The 23,533-nt window shown below is 39.0% G+C and carries 24 protein-coding genes; 23 read left to right on the forward strand and 1 reads right to left on the reverse strand.

The features are described from left to right. Nucleotides 1–150: 150 nt before the first annotated feature. The 15 genes from QY309_13275 to QY309_13345 all read left to right on the forward strand — a co-directional run bounded on the left by QY309_13275 (nucleotide 151) and on the right by QY309_13345 (nucleotide 14,720). Nucleotides 151–624, forward strand: coding sequence for an MCE family protein (locus QY309_13275; protein WKZ58838.1), 474 nt, complete (start codon nucleotides 151–153; stop codon nucleotides 622–624). A gap of 198 nt (nucleotides 625–822) precedes the next feature. Beyond that, the gene (locus QY309_13280; GenBank protein WKZ58839.1) at nucleotides 823–1,689 is read left to right on the forward strand and encodes a hypothetical protein; all 867 of its coding nucleotides are present in this window, start codon (nucleotides 823–825) and stop codon (nucleotides 1,687–1,689) included. A gap of 217 nt (nucleotides 1,690–1,906) precedes the next feature. Next, a complete protein-coding gene (locus QY309_13285) occupies nucleotides 1,907–2,515 on the forward strand; it encodes a hypothetical protein (protein ID WKZ58840.1) in 609 nt (202 codons plus the stop codon). Nucleotides 2,516–2,715: 200 nt separating this feature from the next. Beyond that, nucleotides 2,716–3,444, forward strand: a complete 729-nt coding sequence (locus QY309_13290; GenBank protein ID WKZ58841.1) for a hypothetical protein — start codon at nucleotides 2,716–2,718, stop codon at nucleotides 3,442–3,444. 105 nt (nucleotides 3,445–3,549) lie between these two features. Further along, complete coding sequence (locus QY309_13295) at nucleotides 3,550–4,110, forward strand: hypothetical protein (protein ID WKZ58842.1); 561 nt, start codon at nucleotides 3,550–3,552, stop codon at nucleotides 4,108–4,110. A 199-nt stretch (nucleotides 4,111–4,309) separates the two neighbouring features. After that, the gene (locus QY309_13300) at nucleotides 4,310–4,828 is read left to right on the forward strand and encodes a hypothetical protein (GenBank protein ID WKZ58843.1); all 519 of its coding nucleotides are present in this window, start codon (nucleotides 4,310–4,312) and stop codon (nucleotides 4,826–4,828) included. A gap of 683 nt (nucleotides 4,829–5,511) precedes the next feature. Continuing rightward, nucleotides 5,512–6,318, forward strand: coding sequence for a hypothetical protein (locus QY309_13305; protein ID WKZ58844.1), 807 nt, complete (start codon nucleotides 5,512–5,514; stop codon nucleotides 6,316–6,318). 161 nt (nucleotides 6,319–6,479) lie between these two features. Continuing rightward, nucleotides 6,480–7,136, forward strand: a complete 657-nt coding sequence (locus QY309_13310) for a hypothetical protein (protein ID WKZ58845.1) — start codon at nucleotides 6,480–6,482, stop codon at nucleotides 7,134–7,136. A 202-nt stretch (nucleotides 7,137–7,338) separates the two neighbouring features. Further along, nucleotides 7,339–8,328, forward strand: a complete 990-nt coding sequence (locus QY309_13315; protein WKZ58846.1) for a hypothetical protein — start codon at nucleotides 7,339–7,341, stop codon at nucleotides 8,326–8,328. A gap of 194 nt (nucleotides 8,329–8,522) precedes the next feature. Then, nucleotides 8,523–9,323 (forward strand): hypothetical protein, encoded by an 801-nt coding sequence (locus tag QY309_13320; protein WKZ58847.1) that lies wholly within the window; start codon nucleotides 8,523–8,525, stop codon nucleotides 9,321–9,323. Nucleotides 9,324–9,586: 263 nt separating this feature from the next. Continuing rightward, nucleotides 9,587–11,251 (forward strand): hypothetical protein, encoded by a 1,665-nt coding sequence (locus QY309_13325; GenBank protein ID WKZ58848.1) that lies wholly within the window; start codon nucleotides 9,587–9,589, stop codon nucleotides 11,249–11,251. Between the two features lie 939 nt (nucleotides 11,252–12,190). Beyond that, nucleotides 12,191–12,811: a WG repeat-containing protein gene (locus QY309_13330; protein ID WKZ58849.1), complete on the forward strand. Its 621-nt coding sequence runs from the start codon at nucleotides 12,191–12,193 to the stop codon at nucleotides 12,809–12,811. After that, nucleotides 12,780–13,424, forward strand: coding sequence for a hypothetical protein (locus QY309_13335; GenBank protein ID WKZ58850.1), 645 nt, complete (start codon nucleotides 12,780–12,782; stop codon nucleotides 13,422–13,424). Before QY309_13330 ends, QY309_13335 begins: the two co-directional genes overlap by 32 nt. Before the next feature lie 18 nt (nucleotides 13,425–13,442). Continuing rightward, nucleotides 13,443–14,159 carry a hypothetical protein gene (locus QY309_13340; GenBank protein ID WKZ58851.1) on the forward strand — a complete coding sequence of 239 codons (717 nt, stop codon included), beginning with the start codon at nucleotides 13,443–13,445 and terminating at the stop codon, nucleotides 14,157–14,159. A 201-nt stretch (nucleotides 14,160–14,360) separates the two neighbouring features. Then, on the forward strand, nucleotides 14,361–14,720 hold the full coding sequence (locus tag QY309_13345; protein WKZ58852.1) for a hypothetical protein: 360 nt from the start codon (nucleotides 14,361–14,363) through the stop codon (nucleotides 14,718–14,720). A 261-nt stretch (nucleotides 14,721–14,981) separates the two neighbouring features. Here QY309_13345 and QY309_13350 read toward each other — a convergent pair whose 3' ends face one another. Beyond that, on the reverse strand, nucleotides 14,982–15,809 hold the full coding sequence (locus QY309_13350) for a helix-turn-helix domain-containing protein (protein ID WKZ58853.1): 828 nt from the start codon (nucleotides 15,807–15,809) through the stop codon (nucleotides 14,982–14,984). 211 nt (nucleotides 15,810–16,020) lie between these two features. Between QY309_13350 and QY309_13355 the strand changes: the two genes are divergently transcribed. The 8 genes from QY309_13355 (at nucleotide 16,021) to QY309_13390 (ending at nucleotide 22,069) form a co-directional block, all read left to right on the forward strand. Beyond that, nucleotides 16,021–16,389 carry a cyclophilin-like fold protein gene (locus tag QY309_13355; GenBank protein ID WKZ58854.1) on the forward strand — a complete coding sequence of 123 codons (369 nt, stop codon included), beginning with the start codon at nucleotides 16,021–16,023 and terminating at the stop codon, nucleotides 16,387–16,389. Further along, nucleotides 16,373–16,885 (forward strand): cupin domain-containing protein, encoded by a 513-nt coding sequence (locus QY309_13360; GenBank protein WKZ58855.1) that lies wholly within the window; start codon nucleotides 16,373–16,375, stop codon nucleotides 16,883–16,885. Before QY309_13355 ends, QY309_13360 begins: the two co-directional genes overlap by 17 nt. Further along, entirely contained in the window at nucleotides 16,882–17,940 is a 1,059-nt protein-coding gene (locus tag QY309_13365) for an alpha/beta hydrolase (protein WKZ58856.1), read from the forward strand. Before QY309_13360 ends, QY309_13365 begins: the two co-directional genes overlap by 4 nt. Before the next feature lie 200 nt (nucleotides 17,941–18,140). Beyond that, the gene (locus QY309_13370; protein WKZ58857.1) at nucleotides 18,141–18,761 is read left to right on the forward strand and encodes a hypothetical protein; all 621 of its coding nucleotides are present in this window, start codon (nucleotides 18,141–18,143) and stop codon (nucleotides 18,759–18,761) included. Further along, nucleotides 18,742–19,503, forward strand: coding sequence for a hypothetical protein (locus tag QY309_13375; GenBank protein WKZ58858.1), 762 nt, complete (start codon nucleotides 18,742–18,744; stop codon nucleotides 19,501–19,503). Before QY309_13370 ends, QY309_13375 begins: the two co-directional genes overlap by 20 nt. Before the next feature lie 287 nt (nucleotides 19,504–19,790). Then, nucleotides 19,791–20,510 carry an energy transducer TonB gene (locus QY309_13380; protein ID WKZ58859.1) on the forward strand — a complete coding sequence of 240 codons (720 nt, stop codon included), beginning with the start codon at nucleotides 19,791–19,793 and terminating at the stop codon, nucleotides 20,508–20,510. Between the two features lie 205 nt (nucleotides 20,511–20,715). After that, entirely contained in the window at nucleotides 20,716–21,447 is a 732-nt protein-coding gene (locus QY309_13385) for a hypothetical protein (GenBank protein ID WKZ58860.1), read from the forward strand. Between the two features lie 103 nt (nucleotides 21,448–21,550). Beyond that, nucleotides 21,551–22,069, forward strand: a complete 519-nt coding sequence (locus tag QY309_13390) for a hypothetical protein (GenBank protein ID WKZ58861.1) — start codon at nucleotides 21,551–21,553, stop codon at nucleotides 22,067–22,069. The last annotated feature ends 1,464 nt before the right edge of the window (nucleotides 22,070–23,533 follow it).

Raw genomic sequence — 23,533 nt, forward strand, 5'->3', positions numbered from 1 at the left:
GTTTTAGTTTTCAAACAACGTTCTGTGTCGTGGGACAGTTTCGCGGCAGGTCGGTCTTAGCATTCCGCTGCGCTTCATTGCTAAGCCCTCCTAAACCCGCCACTGCTTATGCACTCACGTTGGCAGCCATACCTTTGGACATATTAGACAATGAAAAATATTCTGACTTACATTTTACTACTGGGACTAATTAGTTGTTCGGACTCTGAATACTACAAAGTTCAGTTTGACAATGTTGACCGACTGACGGAAGGAGACAAAGTGATTTTAAAAGGAATGGAGGTCGGACAAGTAAAGGACTTGGAGTTAGACAATGAAAAGAAGATACTCGCGACAATTTGGGTGGGACGAAACATTAAATTGACAAAAGGTTCGACTTTTACAATTCACGCAGACTTGTTGGGGACGAGACGTGTAGAAATCGACCTTGCCGAAAATCAAGAATTAATGGACACAAAAGAAATTCAAAAGGGTTTTGTTCAACCACCCGACACAACTGAATTTAAAAAACTGACAGTGCAAGAGAGAGATAGCCTCGTAAAACATGACCCAGTTTACCGACTTGCTGACACCGTGATGACAATACTGAGAAAATCAAAGGACTCAACAAAAGTGGAGCGGTGAAGGTACGGCTGCCAACAACAGGTTTGGTCAATGGCGGGGTGAAGTGTATGTATAAAGTTTTATCTTCGCTACAACGTTTGCCCAATGCGGACAGTGACGACCTTGTCGGCCTTAGCATTCCGCGATGCTCCATTGCTAAGGCCTCCTAAGCCCGCCACTGCCCAAACCCAAACGTTGCCGGCAATGCTCTGAAATAAAATGAGACAACTAATAATCCTAATGATAATTTTCTCAACGTTGGACAGTTGGGGACAAAGAAACATTGGAAAACAAATTGATAAAGAAAGACGGCAGGAGTTTGCCGACAGTAAAGAGTTAAAGATAATTCAGGACTTATTTTCAAGAGAATCAATTACTCTGACAGAGTTTGAAAAGGAACTTGGACTAAAAATTAAAAACAGAGACTCAACTTACCACGACCTTCCACCAAGATTTGAGAGACAAGACCCAACTAAATGGTATTTCTACTATCAAGTATGGAGAAATTTGGACTTCAATGTTTCACAATTAGTTCGAGGGGTTATAACAACCAAATTTTGGTTTGACTTTAACTTCTTAATACGAAATGACACAATTATTGGAGTTAAAATATCAGAATCCGGAAGAGATTTGTACGACCACATTTTTGAAAAGAGGTTTTACAGTTTCGTTCATGACCATGAAACCTTTTATAAAACCAAAATCAAAGACTATAAAAATGAATTCGGACCATTCAATTTTGACTATTTCGGGACATACATGGGGATACATCAATCCCTTTTAAGGGACTGCCGAATAATGATTGACGCGTACGAAAATGAAAACAGAAATCTCTTAAGAAAATGGTTGACATCTATGAATCCTGAAAAACAAGCCTACGGAGTGCAAGGACTTTATTACTTAGAAAAACACAAGAGACAAAAATTAACAAAAGAAGAACAACGACTTGTAGACCACATTAAAAATTTGGACAGAGGAATTCATGTAAATCCAATGGTAAAGACAAGTGAATTATTAAGTCCGGACTACTTTGACAAAGCTTTCATAGAATTAAAAAAGCATGGACACATTAAGGACGGAGAATGAGCACAGCCGGCAACAAAATGTTTCTGCAATGTGGGGGTTCGGTGTAGGTATAAAGTTTAGTTTTCTTAATTTCGTTCAGTAACGGTGGACAGTTTGGAGATGGTCGCGCTAAACATTCCGCTTCGCTTCATTTTTTAGCGCTCCTATTCCCCACACTGCAGAAACACAAACGTTGTGCGCAAGTTTTTTTATGAGAGTTTGGACTGCAATATTATTAATGACAATTCTGACACGGAGTTACGGACAAGTGACACTTGGGACGGGAATTGTAAAAATAGAATTTGACGACAAGACAATAATTGACTTTTACACTAAGCCGACTGACAAAGTACATTCAAAGAGAATCGAATTCTTTGACGACAAAGAGATAAAGAGTTGGAATATAAAGAATCTGAAAACTGAACAGACTTGGTTAAAACCCGAAGTACTATGGCTTGACTACTCACAATTTAACTTTAGGTGTAAATCGACAAATGGTGAATGGTTAGAACTTATTGTGAACAACGACAACGGACAGACTTACTGGATTAAAAAGAATAAGACGACAATATTCTTGACTTGGGAAGAATACTTAAAGCAAATGTTTGGGGTGGGCAGACTTGCCGATCATAAACAAATAATAAGAAAACAACCTAGTGACACGGCTGACGAAATAAAATATGAAGGTCGGGACTGTTTTCAAGTGAAATCTTTAAAAGGAGACTGGATTGAAATTTTCACGACTGACCATTGTGACGAAGGACAAAATAGGATTGAAATAAAGAGTGGCTGGATAAAGTGGAGACGTGGTGAGGAATTATTGATAGACTATTACACAACCAGTTAAAAAAAACCAGCGCACAACACCAGGTTTGGTCAATGGCGGGGTGATGTGTACGTATAAATTTCTATCTTCACTACAACGTTTGCCCACGGGGGACTGTGACGTGAAGGTCGCGCTAAACATTCCGCTTCGCTCCATTTTTTAGCGCTCCTATTCCCGCCACTGCCCAAACCCAAACGTTGTGGGTAATTTTTTCTAAAGACATGCGGACAACCATTTACATAACCTTCGCTTTACTGACACCATTCATTTCTAGCGGACAAATTGCAGCATTTTTTCAGGTTACCGACACCGTATTAACTGACAGTAAAAGGACTGAAATTGAAAAATTAAAAAAAAATAAACTTAGTTTCTATGAGGACAATGATTACACTGTCAGCAAAACTTGCAGTGGAGAGTGGGGAGGGACGATAAGATTTAAGGACAAAATAAATGGCAAAGAATATTCTTGTGAGGCGACATGTCCTGTCTCTGTTAACAAAATTGATGACAACTACATTGTAACAAGTTCCCTTGCTCACTTGAGTGGCTTTACTGAGATAATTAAAATTTCTGACCCTAAATCGATGGACATCTTCCAAATGCCACCGCCAAGAAAGAAAAAAGGGAAAAAGATATTTCGCTACGCTGGGGACGATGAATCAAAATCGAAGAAAGGGACCGAGACCCTGGTAGATAGCATTGGAGTTTTAGCTTTAGCAAGTTTCATTTTTGAACAAGAACTTTTTCATGTAATAACAGATTTTAGAAAAACCTATATAGCTAAAATAGAGAATAAAAGCTTCGTAATGGTTGCGCTAATCACAAGTGAACGAACATGGACTTACGACAATGACGTGATTACGACTAAAGACGGCCATATCATAATAACTATACAAGATGGTTACATTGACATATTCGGAAACCAAGTCAAAGTATTAAAAGCGAGTTGAAAAAACTACCCACAACAACAGGTTTGGTCAATGGCGGGGTGATGTGTAAGTATAAAATATTATCTTCGCTACAACGTTTACCCACGGTGGACTGTGACGACCTAGTTGGCCTTAACATTCCGCGATGCTTCATTGCTAAGGCCTCCTAAGCCCGCCACTGCCCAAACCCAAACGTTAGCAGCCATGCATTATTTAAGAACAATATTTACTGTTGGACTGGTATTCAACGCGCTAAGCTTGCTAGCTTGTTCTTGCGGACACATTGGAATTCTAAAAACTCAAAAGAAATCGGATTTTGTATTTAAAGGACGGCTCATTGACTTCAATGAAATAAAGACTAAAGAGAAATTCTCAAGTAGTGAATATGAAATAGAATATAGACGTGTTGAATTTGTGATGGAGGTGGTGAAGATTTATAAAGGAAGAAAATTGAAGGAATTTAAGGAGCAGATTACTATCGTAACGACTGGAAATGAGGCAGACTGTGGGTATTGGTTTGACTATGATCAAAATTATATTGTTTATGCATATCGGACGGATAAAAAATTGATAATGGGACTGGAAGACCAGACGGTGGACAAATTCATGACCACACACTTATGCTTTCGGACAAAAAAGGCAAAATTTTTAACATTCTTTGAGAGACTTATCTTGACTTTGACGTGATGCACGGCTGCTAACAACAGGTTTGGTCAATGGCGGGGTGATGAGTAAACATAAAGTGTTATCTTAGCTACAACGTTTGCCCAATGCGGACAGTGATGACCTTGTCGGCCTTAGCATTCCGCGATGCTCCATTGCTAAGGCCTCCTAAGCCCGCCACTGCCCAAACCCAAACGTTGGCAGCAACGCACACTGGACAGAGATGGACTTCGAAGAAAAAATAGGACGGGTTGACAACGACCTCGACAAAGGATTAAAGAAAAGAGCAATTGACCGACTGCACGGACTGATTAAAACCTACCCAGACGAATTAAGATTTCGAACAAAACTTGGACATATTTACTTAGGCATTGGTTTTAAGGACAACGCAGGACAATATTTTCTTTTGGAAAAAGATAGAACAATAGAAATGGACGAAGCTGTGACAATCTACCTTGACTCGGTCAACAAAAGTGGTTGGAAAATTCTTAGCGACATTCAATTTCAAGGTAACAAAGACAACTTAAATAACTTTGCCAAACAACAGCTGACTCAATTTGAGGAATGGAGTAAAAAAGAAACTGGACACATTCCAACATTTAGAAGGAAAAAAATTGGGATGCCGCGGACAAAACAAAAGGGAACTTGGGACTTTGGTGCAGTTTTAATATTTGGGGTTCTAATCTCTGTGGTTATCTTAACAATCATTGGACTCGTGACTGTGATACGCTGGATATTTTAGAGTTACATAAGTGTGCGCAGCTGCCAACAACAGGTTTGGTCAATGGCGGGGTGATGTGTAAGTATAAAGTGTTATCTTCGCTACAACGTTTGCCCACTGCGGACAGTGACGACCTTGTCGGCCTTAGCATTCCGCGATGCTCCATTGCTAAGACCTCCTAAGCCCGCCACTGCCCAAACCCAAACGTTGTGTGCAATTGGTGCAGCTGAAATGATAAAAAGTGTTTTTACAAAAGAGGATTTTATATTTCAGCTCAGTTTTCTAAAAGTAAGACGGTAGAGAAATCAGTATGATTTCGATTCAAGTCCTTGCGGTGAGACCGTGGAAAGTTCGCACTTTCAAACGGGTGACCCCGTTCCAAGGACTTGGGGACGAAGTTAGCCGTTATCGAGGACATCATCCAGATGGCAACCGATTACAAACGGTTAATTACGGCTTTTACGACTTACTTAGACGATTATTGAGCCGTAAAATCCCTTTTGACCGTCCAAACAACAGACATATAGACCCATCTATATGTTCATAATTTGGACTTAAAAACACTTCTTGACTTTAAATTCAGTGTTGACCGCTGCACCAACAGCACACAACACCATGTTTGTGTCAATGGCGCTGAATTAATTTAATTTTTTTATTTTTGATTCAGCGCCACTGCACAAACACATACATTAGCGTGCATACCTTTGGACGACAGAAAGATGAGACTCGCTTCGACATTTATAATCTTCTTTTGGACAATTAATTGTTTTGCGACTGGCCAGACAGGCGAACTAATAATTTACAAAGGCGACACGCTGACAATGTTATGTGAACCACTGGAGACTTTTCTTCAAAAACATGAACCGAGGGAGAAATTCCATCCATTTCTAAAAGACGGCTGTTCGACAGCATTGTGGAGAGGTTACGTTGGACTTTGGGAAATAAAAGAAGACCGACTTTTTCTAATTGACGTTTTTGCGTGTGGAGACAGGAAACAAAGCATAAAAGAAAATATATTCAAGGGACAACCATCAAAAATACCTGCCGAATGGTATACCGGACCATTGTTTATAGAGAAAGGAAAAGTTATAAGATATAACCATATGGGATACGATAGACACTATGAGACAGAATTCATTGTTAGTGTCAAAGATGGTAAAGTAGAAAACGAAATGGAATACAAAAATGGAGTAAGTCCTGAGGACAAAAGATTTTCAAGAAAACCCGAGGACATACAAGAACAGATTTACAAACAAATTAATTGGGATAAATTACCAGAACTCTCCAAAGAGAAAAAATTATATGTCACCATTAAAGTTAATGGAAATGGAGAAATCGGTGAATCTGAAATAAAAGGACATCTTGAAGGAGAGTACAGAAATCAACTTGAGCAGATTATTAGAGACTTCCCATTAGTTCAAGTTTTTTATTCAAGAGGAGAACCATTGAATGAAGGGTGGACAATACCAATATTTTTCACTAAGGAATCCAAGAAAAGGTACGCACGCTAACACCAGGTTTGGGCAATGGCGGGGTGATGTGTAAACATAAAATGTTATCTTCGCCACAACGTTTGGTATCGGTGGACAATGACGACCTTGTCGGCCTTAGCATTCCGCGATGCTACATTGCTAAGGCCTCCTAAGCCCGCCACTGCCCAAACCCAAACGTTGTGCGCAACTTATTTTTAATGAAGACTCGTTTCTTAATATTATTTCTACTGACACTAACTTCATGGACGACTCAGGGACAGGTGACCGACAGTGTTAAACTTAAGACATGGAATAAAAGGATTGAAAGGAGTGAAAAATTAAAACGGCATCGGGACAGTTTAGAAACTATCTTCAATTCAGTTCCTCCATTTTATAAAATCACTCTTGAGTTAAATCATCAACAGACAACAATTCCAGACGGTGCAAGATTTTATGCAACAAACGGACAACAGACATATGAATCAAAGAAAACCGAGGACGACAAATTTATGTTTGACAATTTACCAGACTCTGTAAAATTTGGACTTCAATTTGACTCAATAAAACTTGAGACAGGTTTCGTAAAAAGTAAATTCTTTAAAAACGGAGCGGGACTACGATTCGGTTATTACGACAACATCTTAGAACTCAAACAAAAGTGGGACAAAGGAAAGAAGGACGAGGACTTTGACGAATGGACGGAAATTGGCGACCCATATTTAACAGCTATAAAAGACAAAAAATTGATTAGGGCAGCCAAGAAAGGACAAATAAGACCAATCGAATTTGTTTCGGTGTCTCCGAGAACTTTCGGTGACGGAGTTATACACACATATCAAAATGTGAGATTAAAATAAGCAGCGCACAACAACAGGTTTGGGCAATGGCGGGGTGATGTGTAAGTATAAATTTTTATCTTCGCTACAACGTTTGCCCACGGGGGACTGTGACGTGAAGGTCGCGCTAAACATTCCGCTTCGCTCCATTTTTTAGCGCTCCTATTCCCGCCACTGCCCAAACCCAAACGTTGGCAACCATTTTACCGGACATCTTGGACAAATGACAATCAAGAGACAGAAGATAAAAGTAGATTCCCTTGGAACAATAGATTGGTACAAAGACAAGATAATTGATTGGGCTAATGCCGGTACAACATACAGTCTTGACGGTCAAAGACAACAGCTAAATAAGTACTCATTCGCTTTCAAATTTGACAGTGCCATTTCGTCCAAAGATGGAACATACTCGTTTATATATAAAAGGCTTGGGACAAAGGGGCTACTCCTTAAAAATGGAGAAATTCTAAGAGAAATAAATCGTAGTTATTACTGTGCAGACATTTATGAGTATCCAGCTGCGTTTATTTCTGTTGGACACAACAAGACTTATTTAGCCCACTGCCCCTTTGAATATTGCAGACTTGATTTTGAAGACGTTGAAACTGGTAAAATCGTAACTGACACTCCAGACAGAAAACCTAAAGACATGTTTCACTCAAGACTGGAAGTGAGTCAAGACAATAGATATCTAATCAGTAAAGGGTGGGTTTGGCATCCTCTTGACACCCTTGAACTTTATGAAGTGAATGCATGCATTGACAATCCGCTACTACTTGATAAAGGAATTACTTTACCAGGCACGTTGGCTGAAATCTGTTCAGCCAGTTTTATCGACAATGATAGTATACTGGTATGTGCGTCAGACGAATTGCTAGATGACGAGAACCCAGGTTCTGTTCTCCCTGGACACATTGCTATATGGAACATTTCCAATAACACTGTGTCTAAATCAGTCAAAATAGAAGAAGAACATGGTAATATAATTGCGATAGACAAAGACTATTGTTGGGACATATACAAATACCCGAAACTTATCGACATTAATACCGGAAAAGTTATAGAGACATTTCAAGACATTCAGACAGGTCTTCAAAAATCTTCGATAATCCAAAACATAAAAGATGAATTACCTTTAGTGGCCTACAATAAACGACTTAAAGGACTTGCGATTAAGAATAATGACAGCATTGAAATACTTACAGTGGGGTAAAACGGTTGCCAACACCGGGTTTAGGCAATGGCGGGGTGATGTGTAAATTTAAAATATTATCTTCGTTATAACGTTTGCCCACTGCGGACAGTGACGACTTGGTCGGCCTTAGCATTCCGCTATGCTCCATTGCTAAGGCCTCCTAAGCCCGCCACTGCCCAAACCCAAACGTTAGCGGGCATTAACTAATCGAGATGAAACTCCTAATTATAAATCTGATTTTCTTATCGTGGACAACCTATTCAATAGGACAAGGGAAAGAATCAAAGAAAAGAGACAAGGACAAGGAAAAACGAATTGAGGTATTTACAAAGTGGCTCAATAAAAACGACATTATATTCCGACAATTACCAAAAGCTAACCCAGACGAATTAATTTATGACTGTGACTCCATTCCAATCATAAAGCAGATAAAAGGAGACACTTTAATATTCTGGACTAAGTCACAATGGTCTGTGACTGGTGGGCTATATCTTGATAATGACATAGAGGAACTCGACAAACAAATAAGAAAAGAATCTTTTGGACGAACAGACTATGTCGAGGGACTAGACGAACAAGGAAATGTTGTTTTAGTTTCATTGTTGCCCAAGAAATTTAAAATTGAGAACGACTCACTTTTTCAACTAACGAGTTTCTTTAGAATTCCACAAGACTCAATTGAGAAAGCTATAACAGAAGGGAAATTTGAATTAGCCAAGAAATTATTGAGGGAGAATGTCTATTTCAAATTTGTACTTATTTTTCATCCAGACTTATTCAGAGAGAAGAGAGTGTTTGAAAATAATGAGGCGGGGGACAAGATTATACTTGACCATATATGGAAAGTGGGCGAAAAGAAATATTACGAAATAAGCTTTAACAATGACAATCATGGGACAATGGTTAAGTTCCCTATTTACTTGTTTGATGACAAGTATAGATTTCCAAAGTACGATGGTTGTAATGCATCAGAGCTTAGTCAACTGACGAGAGAAAAAGAATTGAATGACTAAATAAGAGTGGGTGTTGTTAACGCCCGCTAACAAAGTGCATAATCAATGGCGGGGTTCGGTGTAAATTTGTAGTTTAGTTTTTCAAATAACATTTGGTATCGTGGGACAGTGACGTGCTTCGAATTCCCGCCACTGCTTATGCACAAACGTTGTGGGCAAATGGGCCAGGGGGTTCCGGGGACAGAGATGTCAAGTATTATTCGGACTCGGCTGACGAAAAACAAAAAACTGAAGACTGAGTTAGCCGACAATAACATTATTCAATGGATACTATTGACTTACAAATGTGTGGAGAACGAGGTTTAATTAGTTCCTTCCTTATTGATTTGTCAAAAAAGTCAGTTTCCTCTTTAATAGATTTTTTATCCAATACTATCGAATTTAAAATACCATTGAATTTAAACCCCAACAACATCAAGAAAATTGGAATCATCATTGAACCTGATTTGGGCAAACAAGGATTTGGAAGTCCCGATGCAATAATTGCGGTTCATTGGACAACGGGCGAGCGGAAAGTTTTTATTATTGAGGCAAAACTATCATCTTTTGAAAAATCTTGCACCGTTAATGATAGAATAGAGAAGGGATATAACAGTACTCTAAAAGGTCAGCTGGAATTGAATTATTGCCTATCATTAGCTTTATCGAAGTTTAAACAATCGGACTTCCAATTAGTTGAACCTGATTGGATTAAAAGGACTCCATATGTTGAAGAAAGAAAGAGTAAGCCTTCATTAAAATCCGAAATGAGATATTTGAAAAAAAGTAGTGTCTTGAAAGATATTGTTCCAGAATTGTCCGGAATATCTCTGAATAACTACTATCATATTGTAGTTACAAAAGAGGATGAAAATCCACTTATCGGAGTTAAAGACTTCCACCCTGATATATATACTGAGCAGCATTGCTCCGAAAGTCAGTGGCATAAAGTCAACAATCAATTTGGATGGATTAATTACAAGAAAATGAAAACATATATTGAATCAAGTTCCGAGTCTCTCTTTTTAAAAACCTACAAACGGTTAAACAGTCTTATTTTCTGGCCGCTTGTTGCTCTTCTGATTTCTTTCAATGCATACTCACAAAATGCACAGCAAAACATAAAAGAGCTTTATGAAAAACACAAAAATACAATTGGATTTTATCGCGCCTGCGGAAGTCCTACAAGTTTTGAAGACCAACAATCATCTTTTACTTATTATCTAGAGCATTTGAATAATGTGAAAAATCTGAATTTAATTTGGAGAGATTACAAGAGAGAGTTGAATGTTGATGATTTTGACCAATTTTTTGCAAAAGAAGAAATGAGGACTATCAATCTTGATTTGTCAAAACGGTTCAAACAGATTGGAATAGTTGCTTTTCAAGATGATTTGTCTATGGGTGAGTACGATAATTTGGATAAAATAAAAGGCACTCAAACTTATAGACTTATGAAGAATTTCATGGATTCGGTTCTCGTTCCAATGTATGAAAGTCCTGTTTATTACTGTAGCAAGCAATATATTCCTTCTCCAAATAATAGCAGCACAACAGATGTCTTAATTGATAAACTAAGCTTTGTTGCTTCTGTTGCTCCTTCCAAATTTAAGTCTTCTTATTTGGCTCAAATCAAAGCATTACAAGTCACTGAAACTACTCAGGCCAAGGTATCATTAACAAAAGAGGAAGAAGCAAAACTTACTAAATTAAAAAGCTTGATTTCTATTTATGAAAATGATTGGGGTGTTGCTATGCTTGACTATGAAAAACTCCATCTCTTAGCTAAAGAATACGGACATGATATTCCGTTGAAAGTATGTAAATATTATATAGATTCATTTATTCAATTATTTACAATGAATGGTGCGAGAATGTTATCAGAATTAAATTCTAAAGTAACGCAAATAATTAAAGGGGAAATGCCAATAATTAGATTGGGATTATAAGGACAATAACATTAAGAATGACAGACAAAAAATACCTAGTGAGTTGGCCCATCAGCCCACAACAAAATGTTTCTGCAATGTGGGGTTGCAGTGTGGGTATAAAAAGTATTTTCTTAATTTCGTTCAGTAACGGTGGACAGTTTGGAGATGGTCGGGCTTAACATTTCGCTGCGCTACATTTTTAAGCCCTCCTAATCCCCACACTGCAGAAACACAAACGTTGTGGCCAATTGGGCCGGCTCGTGGACAGTGACGTATAAGCCAACAAAAATGGACGACTGAAAATTAATAAAGAAATGACTTTTCTCCGTTGACAGTTTTCACATCGGGGTTACGTCTCTGCAGACTATGAAGAGAATATTTTAAAGGACTAAAAAACGGAATGACATTCAAATATAGATTTACACCATTTCATTTAGTAGCCCTATACTTTCTTGGAGATGGAATATATACATTCTACAAGGACTCACAAATTGACTATGAACTTGGTTTAGGAGGATTCCTTCCATATATACTTATTGGTTTTTCACTGACAATTCTTTTTGCCGACCTAATAATTCAACTTGTGATTAGCAAGGCAATAAAAACCAACCCTAAGAGAATTGTTTATTTGACTGAGTTCATCATTGTTGCTTTTGGACTTCTATGGTATTGGAAAACATTTTACCCGACAGTAATCAGACCGTAAAAGCCCTAGGACAACTGTTATGACTTCAAATTATCGATAATAAAACTAAGAGTTGTGTGACAATCATGGACGAAGCCCAACAGGCCACAACAACAGGTTTGGTCAATGGCGGGCTGACGTGTAAACATAAAGTGTTATCTTCGCTACAACGTTTGGTAACGGTGGACAATGACGACCTTGTCGGCCTTAGCATTCCGCGATGCTCCATTGCTAAGGCCTCCTAAGCCCGCCACTGCCCAAACCCAAACGTTATGGCGCATTTTTCGGGGACAGTAAAAGTTACAGACATGGACGCAGAAAATATTAAACTCCTCGACAGGTTCACACTAACAGTTGACAAAGGAGAATTCCAGTTTCAAAATAAATATGGACTTTTGGACGACATTGGAAATGAAATTCTTAAAAAGGAGTATCATGCAATTTGGGAAATGACAGACAACTTAATTGCATTTCGATATGGTATTGTTTTCGGACTATTAAACTCAAATGGTGACACTATCATTGAACCTTGCTTAGAAGGTTTCAGAGAATTTGAATATCAGGGAGAAAGTAGATGTTCCTTTATTGAAGACATACTTGGGAAAGAAAGTTTTAAAGAGAACGAGGACTATATAATTTTCCATGAGAATATAACTAACAGACCTCTCCTACTAAGTCAATCAGGCGAAATAATTTCAAAATTTGAATTCGATTGGCTTGGTCATGTATTCAGTAACGGACGGGGTAAAGTAATCTTGAACGGTAAGGCGGGCATCTATAATTTCAAACTCAAACGGTTTGACGTTGAAGCAGCCTACCATGATGAAGAACTCTATTTATCAGACATTGGAGAAATAGTTTATGAGCAAAGACAAGCTGACAGAGTGGGGTAACGCACTGATTGAAAAAGTAAAAAAAGAGAGAATACAACTCAGACAAAAACCTCTAGAGTTTTCAATCTTCTATTCCCCACTACGACAGAATCCCAGATTAATGATAATTGGAGATAATCCTGGTGGGCAAATGGACGAGCCTGGACTTTACGAAATCCCCAAAATCCACGAGTACATTGACCCCGCCCAAGATTATAAGATAGCTAGGATGATTAGGGAAAAAATATTGAAAGGTGAAATCCTACACAAAGTTCTAATTGACTCGGTGAAAACCAATAGAATATTTTTCAGAACTCCCGACTTAAATACGTTGGAATCGATGGAGAACAAGAATAAAATTATTGACTATTGTAAAAATATCCTAGTTGACATTATCAAGACAATTCAGCCCAGAAATATTTTAGCAGAGTCCTTCGGGACATTTAGGAGCTTGAGTAATATTGAAGAGACTATTTTAACAAAACCAAATTCAACTAAACCACTACTTCTACGTGGACAATTTGAGGGAATTCAAGTTTTTGGGATTAATCATCCATCAAGAGCTTCGTATCATAGAATAGGTGACGCGGACTGGGACGCTGTAAACAAGGAACTCGAAAGGAGTCTCAGTTGAAAAACGCGCCATAACAACATGTTTGCGCTATGGCCGGGTGACCGGTTAAATTTTAGTATTTTTATAAAACCAACGTTTGGTTTCGCGGGACAACGCGCGGCTTCGGAAGCCGGCCACATCGCAAACACAAACGTTGTGCACAATGCGCCAGGACAGATGAGTAAACGGACAACTAAAATATTAATCATCGGACTTTTGACAACGACCGGTTTGACCTTTGGGTACTTCAAGGTTGACAAGTTTTTGAAGGTAGACTCTTGCCTCGACCGTGGTGGACGATGGAACTATGAGACTAATGAGTGTGAATTAGAGACGACTGCTAAGTCGGACACGGTGGACACGCTGCACGGATATAATGAACTTTTAGGCAAAGATGACAGGACTGTTTACACAGTTTCAGAATATAACACCGACTTGGAGAACGTTGATAATGTTAAACGACCCGAGAAAACAATAATTAATAATCCGACAGTTGACACCGCATTACTTTTTAGAATATGGACGTTAGACCCAGACGGACCTCACGCTGACTTTTGGATAAAAAAAGAACATTTTTATATCGTGGACTATGACGGAGACGGCAGAATGCCCTACATACTCGATAAAGACTCTTTGACAATTTATTACAACGACTTCATTCAAAAAGGACGAGTGTTAAAAGTGACAAAGGACTCGATGACAATTAAGTGGGACGATGCGGACGAACCGACAGATTATATTGAATGGAGGAACTAAGGCGCACAGTGCACAACACCAGGTTTGGTCAATGGCGGGGTGACCAGTCTGTAAAAAGTTTTATCTTCGCTACAACGTTTGCCCACGGTAGACAGTGACGACCTTGTCGGCCTTAGCATTCCGCGATGCTCCATTGCTAAGGCCTCCTAAGCCCGCCACTGCCCAAACCCAAACGTTACCGGCCATGCGCAAAGACGAAAAATGAATTTGAGACTACTGACAATTTTATTTATTGTAACTGAGACTGTTGCTCTGGGACAATCATCCGACACTATTAAAATTAAATTGGTCGCTGGACAAGAAATAATTCGGGGAGCTAATGTTGTTGTAAAAGACCATACACCAATCATAGGGACAGCAACTGACATGACCGGACTCGCAACTCTTATCATTCCAAACAATAAAGACTTGGTTGAAATTAGTTTTATTGGACCTTACGTTAGACTTAAAATTGAGCGCCCGACTGACAGCATTTATTTTGACTTAAACACCAAAAAAGCGACATTTTATAAGGACAATAAAAAAATAAAGACAAGAAAACAGATTGTAAGTGGTTACTGAGACAACGTTTTTTTATAATGGAGACCGTCCGCGTCAAAGAAAAATAACTGTAGACTTGAGATAAGTGCAAAATTAAGTGACGATTGACGCGCACGGCCGGTAACACAAGGTTTATGCCAGCTGCGGGTGATACACTAAAATATAGTTTTGTTTTATTAATTTCGCTTGCCCACGGGGGACAATGACGGCTTCGAAAACCGCAGCCGTCATAAACCCAAAACGTTGTGCGCTATTTTCACACACACAACGTCATTTCAATAATTATCCCATTCGACTTCTATATTCTGTTGGCGTGATGCCTATTAGCTTCTTCACATACCTCGTAAAAAAAGATCGGCTGGAGAACTCCATCATGTCAGCAATTTGGGCAATGCCAAGATTCTCATTTTCCAATAAAATAATTAATCGCTCTCGAACAAAGCGCTGTATCCATTCGGAAGCTGAAACATCTGTATTTTGTTTGCACACAAAATTTAAATGCTTTGGTGTGATATTCAGTTTATCAGAATAAAACTGTACCTCACGTTGGATCATGCAGTGCTCTTGCACCAGATGGACAAATCGATCATAGATAGAACCACTGAGCAACGTCCTTTTGTTTCGCTCAAACTCAGCTGCAAACACATGCCACATTTCCATCGTAAAAATCTGCATTTGAGTGCTGGCCACATTTTCATAAAAGGTATGGTCTGATTCCATGTATTTATCATACAGCAGTTGGAAGTTGCTTATCACTTTGTCCTTGTTCTTCAATTCATTGAAATGTAGCACTGGATTATCGCGTGTACTCACCAATACATCAATACTCCAACTCAAGTCAGGCAGATTGCCGTTAAGAAAGTTTTCCTCTACCAATAAAACCGTAGCGGTGAAGTTATTGGAAAACACCAATTGCGAAACAGCACTATGCGCATACCAGAATACAAACTCCCCCGCAGAACCTTTGAGGGTTCTACCCCTAAACCCAAATTCTATAAACCCACTATGGCAATAAATATGCGTGTGGTAATGATCAAGAAAGTTTTTCGGGAACTCAATCTTACCTGATGCTTCAAATAACAAGACTTTCTGTAACTCACTTTTCTCCATATATATGGTCTAATTTCACTCAATACGTAATTTGTGGCACAAAATACGATTTATGTGTAACATTTATCGTAAAAAGCTCCCTTAGATTTGCATTGTAGTCAAACAACAAAGCAAAATAAAAGCTATCTGCACAACCCTAATAATTACCATCCTTTCCCAAATCAACGGATTGGATGGAGCTGCAAGTGGCTATCACATCAATCAACATATTATGAAACTTATAATAACAATTGGAGACAAAAAGGCGGAAGCCATCTTATACGATAACCCTGCTAGTAGAGACTTTGTTTCTCTATTACCACTTACACTAACGTTAGATGATTATGCGCAAACGGAGAAAGTGGCCACGCTGCCTAAGAAGTTATCATTAGAAAATGCTCCATCCGGATTTAAAGCTGCGATGGGAGATATAACCTACTACTCTCCTTGGGGAAACATGGCACTCTTTTATGAAGCATTTCCTTACGCTCCAGGATTAGTTTCACTTGGTAAAATCACAAGCGGAATGGAGAATTTCAAAGTAAAAGGGTCATTGAAAATCACTATAGCTAAACAAACCGATAATGAAACATTTAAATAAAACGACAACCGCGATACTCATAGGAGGTTGCTTATTACTTATGGCTTGCCAAGCGAACACAAAGAAAACAGAAAAGGAAATGGAAAATTTAGAGAAAGAACTAACAGCAATTTTCCCTAAAGGGGAGAAAGGATCAAATGAATTATTTACCGGTAATGCTTACAACTATGGTTTGGTAGCACCTGACTCAATATTTACTACCGCAGTAGGTAATGTGTATTTCGAACCAGGTGCAAGAAGCAACTGGCACAGCCACCCTGCCGGACAGATTTTAATCATTACCGATGGTGTTGGCTATCACCAAATAGAAGGTCAACCTATCGAAATCATAAAAAAAGGTGATGTGGTAAAATGTCCACCCAATGTAAATCACTGGCATGGGGCAAGCTCTGAAGTGGGGCTACAGCAACTATACATCGTTCCGAATATTGAAAAAGGAATCGTGGATTGGAAAGAAGCGGTGACCGATGATGAATATCAACTACAAGGAAAATGAAAAAATCAATTTTAGTAATAGCACTACTCTTTAGTATGGGCTATGTCTTTAGTCAAAAAAATACAAACACTAAAAATTCAAAAGCAATGAATCAAACATTAGAATTAGAACAGTACACATTCGAGTTGAATGAAAATGTAAAACGTAAAAAAGTAACATTTAAAAACCGTTATGGAATTTTACTGGCCGGTGATTTATACACTCCTAAAAATAAAGCAACCGATAAATTACCAGCTTTAGCTATCAGCGGACCTTTTGGTGCGGTGAAAGAACAATCTTCAGGATTATATGCCAACCAAATGGCAGCCAGAGGATTTATCACTTTAGCATTTGATGCTTCTTATACAGGTGAGAGCGGTGGTGAGCCACGAAATGTAGCTTCACCGGATATTAACACAGAAGACTTCAGTGCCGCAATCGACTTTCTTGGCCTTCAAAACAATGTAGACCGTGAGAAGATCGGTATCATTGGCATCTGTGGTTTTGGAGGATTTGCATTAAATGCAACAGCAGTAGACAAACGTGTTAAAGCTGTAGCAACTACCAGCATGTACGACATGTCGAGAGTAAGTGCTAAAGGTTATTTTGATAGCATGAAGCCAGAAGAACGCACCAAAATGTTAAAGCAAATTAGCGCTCAACGGTGGGTTGATGCCGAGAATGGCTCACCAGCGTTAACATCTCTTGGTTTGCCTGATAACTTGTCTGGTGAAGAACCACAATTTGTTAAGGAGTATTTTGACTATTACAAAACAGATAGAGGTTTCCACCCAAGATCTATCAACTCTAATAGTTCATGGACAGTGACTTCTCCTGTTTCATTAATGAACATGCCAATCTTAACTTATATCAAAGAGATTTCACCAAGACCAATTTTAATCATAGCAGGTGAAAATGCACACTCGAGATACTTTAGTGAAGATGCCATCAAAGCGGCTAATGAACCAAAAGAATTAATGATCATTCCTGATTCTGTTCACACAGACCTATATGATAAAGTGGATAAAATTCCTTTTGAAAAACTAGAGAAATTCTTTACTAAAAACTTGAATTAGAAAACAGCGCACAACACCGTGTTTAAATAATTGCGGGGTTTTGTGTCCTTATTTAAATCAGTTTCTTAATTTAGCTTGCAACGGTGGATACTTTCGGTGGTTGGTCGTGTTTGTCATGCTGCGCATTTAACAAACACTCCTATTCCCGCAAATAAATAAACACAAAACGTTGGCGCCAATTAATCAACAATTGACACGAAATGATACATAAAGCAATCTTACTAATACTGACTCTTTCATTAACAAGTTGCGGATACCTCTTTTGGAAAGAGATTAAGTGCAGAGAATTCAAGGCAGAGAATTTAAGCCTATTTCCCGGACAACTAAATGATACAATTAGCTTCGCAGACAAACAGGGCAATGTTAGACACTTCATCATTAATGACAAAAGAGCGCAACATACTACAAGATACATTTCCGACACGGGTTGTAGTTGTCATGATTTCGTGCAAATGCTGTATATAAGTGGACAAGACTCCATTTGGACCAAGCTTCAATTAAATTATATCTATGACCAAAAAGAAAAACAGTATTTTGAAGTTTGGTTCGTCCTAGACAACATAAAAAATGGATTTACTGAAGTTTATCAAGACTCTACATTTACAGGAATACAAATCGAAGGAAATAACTATTCAAGACAGAGAAAATATATTTGGAACGACCCAAGTGACAAAAACATAGTAAAGGAATGTATCATCGCTGACAATATTGGACTATTAAGATTTGAAAAGGTGAACGGTGACATTTGGACTAGAGTAAATATCAAAGAACTTTCAACATCAATTGAAACCCTTGACTTTAGTGAAAGGACTTGCGATTAACTGGCGCCAACACCAGGTTTGTTTAATGGCGGGCGACACAGTCGCCCGTAGTGTAAACAAGTTTATTTATATTCGTGTAGGCGGACAAATCCGTTGGATTTATCCGCCACTAAACAAACCCAAACGTTGGGCGCAAGCCGCTAACGACATGAACAATCTAACGACACATTTAGATACTCTTGGACTAACGGACTCTGACGTAGACGAAGAATTATCTTCCGTTGACGACATAATTCAATACGTATCTTCATCAAATCGACTTTTCCGTAAGACCATAAAGCATATACTTCTTAAAGATATTCAAGCATATTTTGACAATGAGACAATAAAACCATCTGACGACTTAACAAAACTGTTTCCGAGAAAAAGCAGAAGGACAGAGTGGATTAAATTTTCATACTATTTAGACTTTAAAGTTCCCTCACTAAAGCTGACATTAATCTCAATTATCTTAATGACGATTATTGTATTAGGAGTCGGGTTAATTATTTTGTGGTTGGTCTTTGGACAAACTGAATTGTTCATTCATTCAGCTCTCAGTAAAATGTCATTAATACCAGTCATACTAATGACTGCAATAATTCCCTTTGGACTAATCGCGTCAGTTGGCGAGACAGTTCTTCCTGCTAAGACAGTAGATGAATTACTTGACCAAATAATTAGCAAAAATCTCTCTGACTTATTAACTGATGACAAGTTAAGATATAAAGAGATGATACTTAATGAATTAAAAGAAGACTAGCGGCCAGCGCCCAACACCAGGTTTGGTCAATGGCGGGGTGATGTGTAAACATAAAGTATTATCTTCGCTACAACGTTTGCCCACGGGGGACTGTGACGTGAAGGTCGCGCTAAACATTCCGCTTCGCTCCATTTTTTAGCGCTCCTATTCCCGCCACTACCCAAACCCAAACGTTGTGGCCAATGGGCAAATAGAGAATGACACGAACGATATTTACGATATTATTTACAACGACTTTAACTGTATCCCAAGGACAAATCCTAGAGAAGTTTGAGTTTTCCGACTGCATGACTGAATGTATTGGTGACAGTACAACTATAGACATGGTTACTCAGACAAATGACGTAACAGAAATATATCTGACAGCATACGCTAACTGCATCGGAAATTTAAAAGGGCAAATTAAAATAATAAATGACACACTTAACTTAATTTATTCAACAGAGGTAACGAGAATTAAAAATAAAAAGACGGGGGAAATAGAAGAGTTCATTGAAGTAGCTATGTGCGACTGCATTTTTAAATTCAACTATACGATTAGGGGACTTCAAACACTTGACAAAAAGAAAGTAAAAATAAACGGTGAGACTTTGGACAAAATAAACGCTAGACAAATAAGAGAAGAAACAACTGAAAATACTTTTAAAGTTGATACGACATGGTCATCAGACGAAATTTTTACTATCGTGGAGAATCCCGCGCTATTCCCAGGAGGGTTCGGGAAATTTAAAGAGTATGTTGACAGCAATCTCATTTACCCAAAGAACTCAGAGAAGAAGGTCATCAGCGGTAAGGTTTTCGTAGAATTTGTTATTAATAAAGACGGTTCAATAGACGACTTTTCAATAAAAGTAGTCAGAGGACTAAATGAGTATTGTGACAGGGAAGCTGTTAGATTAATGAAGGAATGTCCCGACTGGACACCCGGAACTATAAAAGGGCAACAGGTCAAACAAAAATATGTTGTTGGTATAACGTTTGATTCTTCAAAGACATCTAAAAAATAGTGTCGGTGTAGCCCACAGGCCACAACAACAGGTTTGGTCCATGGCGGGGTGATGTGTAAACATAAAGTGTTATCTTCGCTACAACGTTTGCCCACTGCGGACAGTGACGACCTTGTCGGCCTTAGCATTCCGCGATGCTCCATTGCTAAGGCCTCCTACGCCCGCCACTGCCCAAACCCAAACGTTATGCACCATTTTTAATTGAATGACAGGACTTCAAAAAATATTCGGACTGGTATTCCCACCTTATAAAAACAAGGTTCAGCGACAAGAGTTGACTTTGTTGGTGGATAGCCTGATTAATAGCTTACCTGAGGAATTTCACGAACTCAAGGAACAAAGAAGAAGAACAAATTTATTCTTCTTGAGTGACTGGGCTTTGTTCCCGGGATTCAAATTTATGTCGATTGGATATCCCGGGACGACACTGAATGACTTTAAAAAACGGGGACAAAATTACAGACTTTCAGGAGAGAGAATTTTTTCAAAGAGGGTAAATGACTTTGTCAATGTAGAGTTCATAATTAACGATAATTATCTTGCGGGACTAAGAGTTGAAAACTCAAATTATCAAGCTGACGAATTTGATTTAAAAAGAATCGAAGTTAAGAGCATTCAAAAGACGCCAGTGGAATTTCCACCTTCCGAGCTAGACTTGTTCTTCGAACGACTTGACGACAATTTGAAATCGAAATTGAATCCGGACAATATATTTGACATTGATTTCGGTAATCGGACGTATTATGCATTCTATGACTTAGAGGACGGGAATTATTTGGCGACAGACAAAAAATTAAATGTGTATTCATTGGTTCATGACGCCCAACCGATGGCCAAAAAATTGAATTACTCTCTTGCCGACATTCTAGCCGACATAGAAACAAAAGCCTTTGATAAGGACAAACATTTAGAGAGCAGGTATAAAAACGGTGCATAACAACGTATATAAAACATGCCGGCACGGTTGATTTTAATTTATTAATTTGGAGTGCCGGCACGTTTTATATACAAGCGTTGGCAGCAACGCACACTGGACAGAGATGGACTTCGAAGAAAAAATAGGACGGGTTGACAACGACCTCGACAAAGGATTAAAGAAAAGAGCAATTGACCGACTGCACGGACTGATTAAAACCTACCCAGACGAATTAAGATTTCGAACAAAACTTGGACATATTTACTTAGGCATTGGTTTTAAGGACAACGCAGGACAATATTTTCTTTTGGAAAAAGATAGAACAATAGAAATGGACGAAGCTGTGACAATCTACCTTGACTCGGTCAACAAAAGTGGTTGGAAAATTCTTAGCGACATTCAATTTCAAGGTAACAAAGACAACTTAAATAACTTTGCCAAACAACAGCTGACTCAATTTGAGGAATGGAGTAAAAAAGAAACTGGACACATTCCAACATTTAGAAGGAAAAAAATTGGGATGCCGCGGACAAAACAAAAGGGAACTTGGGACTTTGGTGCAGTTTTAATATTTGGGGTTCTAATCTCTGTGGTTATCTTAACAATCATTGGACTCGTGACTGTGATACGCTGGATATTTTAGAGTTACATAAGTGTGCGCAGCTGCCAACAACAGGTTTGGTCAATGGCGGGGTGATGTGTAAGTATAAAGTGTTATCTTCGCTACAACGTTTGCCCACTGCGGACAGTGACGACCTTGTCGGCCTTAGCATTCCGCGATGCTCCATTGCTAAGGCCTCCTAAGCCCGCCACTGCCCAAACCCAAACGTTGGGCGCAAGGCGGTAAGAGTCCATCGATAGAGAAGAGTTAATGATCAGTACTAAGGACATAAAAGAAAGAATTGAATCAGACTTTGGGGACAGAGCTTCGGAAGTTTTTAAAATTTTCAAGGACGCACTTTCCAAGACTGACTACTTGAATCATGACAGAATAATACGTTGCATTCTATTCTTGGCTGACAAAGACGTGGAAAAAATAAAGAGGAACATTGAGAGCGCCATTTATGACCCTCGTGACGTTATGCTGTGGGCCGAATACACAAACCTCGGACAAGGGGAGAAAATAAAAAGAATTCGGGACTTCAATAAAACATTTGACCAAGCGGACAAAAACGTAAAACAGTAATTTAGACAAGTGTTCACTGGACAGTCAGCACGACCTTGACTTCAACTGCGATAGCGATTCGGGTCGACTAAAATGATTAAGCAAAAGACTCAGACTTGAGAAGAAAATTTCGGTCGACTAACCGCCCAGCGCCCAACACCAGGTTTGGTCAATGGCGGGGTGACGAGAGTGTAAAAAGTTTTATATTCGCTACAACGTTTGCCCACGGGGGACTGTGACGTGAAGGTCGCGCTAAACATTCCGCTAAAGCTCCATTTTTTAGCGCTCCTATTCCCGCCACTGCCCAAACCCAAACGTTGTGCACCATGCGGTCGGACAGAAAAGTCCTACGCAACGGGTGACAACGTTAACGAGATAAATTCGTCTCCGCAGACAATAACGGCAGATAAGAAATCAATAAAGTTTTAGGTTCACACTGCCATCGCGCGACAATCAAGTTTCACAATTACGTTTGCTGACTGCGAGACAACTTCGGCTTCGGCAGACAATGACGGACTGAAAAACAAAAGACAATGGACTCGGTTACGCGGAGTTTTACAGTCGGTGGACAAGAGTTCGTTCCGCGGACAGTTTCGGCATTTGCCCGCGCTCACGTGTTGACACCGTACAGTCTGTCTATAACGGTGGACTTAGACCTGTTTTCAAAATAAAATTCGTAACGGTGGACTACGATTCGTTTTCATTATAACGTTCGACAGACCGCACGGTGCACAACACTATGTTTATTTTATTGCGGGGTGCAGTGTTGCGTTGTAGTTTTTGTTTCTTAATTTCGTTCGGTGTCGGGGGACAATGACGGAGCAGGTCGGTTTTAACATTCCGCTACGCTCCATTTTTAAAACCTCCTATACCCGCAACAAAATAAACACCAACGTTAGGGGCAAGCCGCATTGGACAATGATACGTTTACTAATAGCACTG

Source organism: Cyclobacteriaceae bacterium (assembly GCA_030584025.1).
GTDB lineage: Bacteria > Bacteroidota > Bacteroidia > Cytophagales > Cyclobacteriaceae > UBA2336.

Bases quoted from the DNA above. Each gene is read 5' to 3' on its own strand.
- QY309_13355 (WKZ58854.1), top strand. From the start codon at position 16,021: ATGAAACTTATAATAACAATTGGAGACAAAAAGGCGGAAGCCATCTTA.
- QY309_13285 (WKZ58840.1), top strand. From the start codon at position 1,907: ATGACAATTCTGACACGGAGTTACGGACAAGTGACACTTGGGACGGGA.
- QY309_13290 (WKZ58841.1), top strand. From the start codon at position 2,716: ATGCGGACAACCATTTACATAACCTTCGCTTTACTGACACCATTCATT.
- QY309_13280 (WKZ58839.1), top strand. From the start codon at position 823: ATGAGACAACTAATAATCCTAATGATAATTTTCTCAACGTTGGACAGT.
- QY309_13345 (WKZ58852.1), top strand. From the start codon at position 14,361: ATGAATTTGAGACTACTGACAATTTTATTTATTGTAACTGAGACTGTT.
- QY309_13350 (WKZ58853.1), bottom strand. From the start codon at position 15,809: ATGGAGAAAAGTGAGTTACAGAAAGTCTTGTTATTTGAAGCATCAGGT.
- QY309_13325 (WKZ58848.1), top strand. From the start codon at position 9,587: ATGGATACTATTGACTTACAAATGTGTGGAGAACGAGGTTTAATTAGT.
- QY309_13365 (WKZ58856.1), top strand. From the start codon at position 16,882: ATGAAAAAATCAATTTTAGTAATAGCACTACTCTTTAGTATGGGCTAT.
- QY309_13360 (WKZ58855.1), top strand. From the start codon at position 16,373: ATGAAACATTTAAATAAAACGACAACCGCGATACTCATAGGAGGTTGC.
- QY309_13315 (WKZ58846.1), top strand. From the start codon at position 7,339: ATGACAATCAAGAGACAGAAGATAAAAGTAGATTCCCTTGGAACAATA.
- QY309_13330 (WKZ58849.1), top strand. From the start codon at position 12,191: ATGGCGCATTTTTCGGGGACAGTAAAAGTTACAGACATGGACGCAGAA.
- QY309_13380 (WKZ58859.1), top strand. From the start codon at position 19,791: ATGACTGAATGTATTGGTGACAGTACAACTATAGACATGGTTACTCAG.
- QY309_13335 (WKZ58850.1), top strand. From the start codon at position 12,780: ATGAGCAAAGACAAGCTGACAGAGTGGGGTAACGCACTGATTGAAAAA.
- QY309_13320 (WKZ58847.1), top strand. From the start codon at position 8,523: ATGAAACTCCTAATTATAAATCTGATTTTCTTATCGTGGACAACCTAT.
- QY309_13390 (WKZ58861.1), top strand. From the start codon at position 21,551: ATGGACTTCGAAGAAAAAATAGGACGGGTTGACAACGACCTCGACAAA.
- QY309_13340 (WKZ58851.1), top strand. From the start codon at position 13,443: ATGTTTGCGCTATGGCCGGGTGACCGGTTAAATTTTAGTATTTTTATA.
- QY309_13385 (WKZ58860.1), top strand. From the start codon at position 20,716: ATGACAGGACTTCAAAAAATATTCGGACTGGTATTCCCACCTTATAAA.
- QY309_13300 (WKZ58843.1), top strand. From the start codon at position 4,310: ATGGACTTCGAAGAAAAAATAGGACGGGTTGACAACGACCTCGACAAA.
- QY309_13370 (WKZ58857.1), top strand. From the start codon at position 18,141: ATGATACATAAAGCAATCTTACTAATACTGACTCTTTCATTAACAAGT.
- QY309_13275 (WKZ58838.1), top strand. From the start codon at position 151: ATGAAAAATATTCTGACTTACATTTTACTACTGGGACTAATTAGTTGT.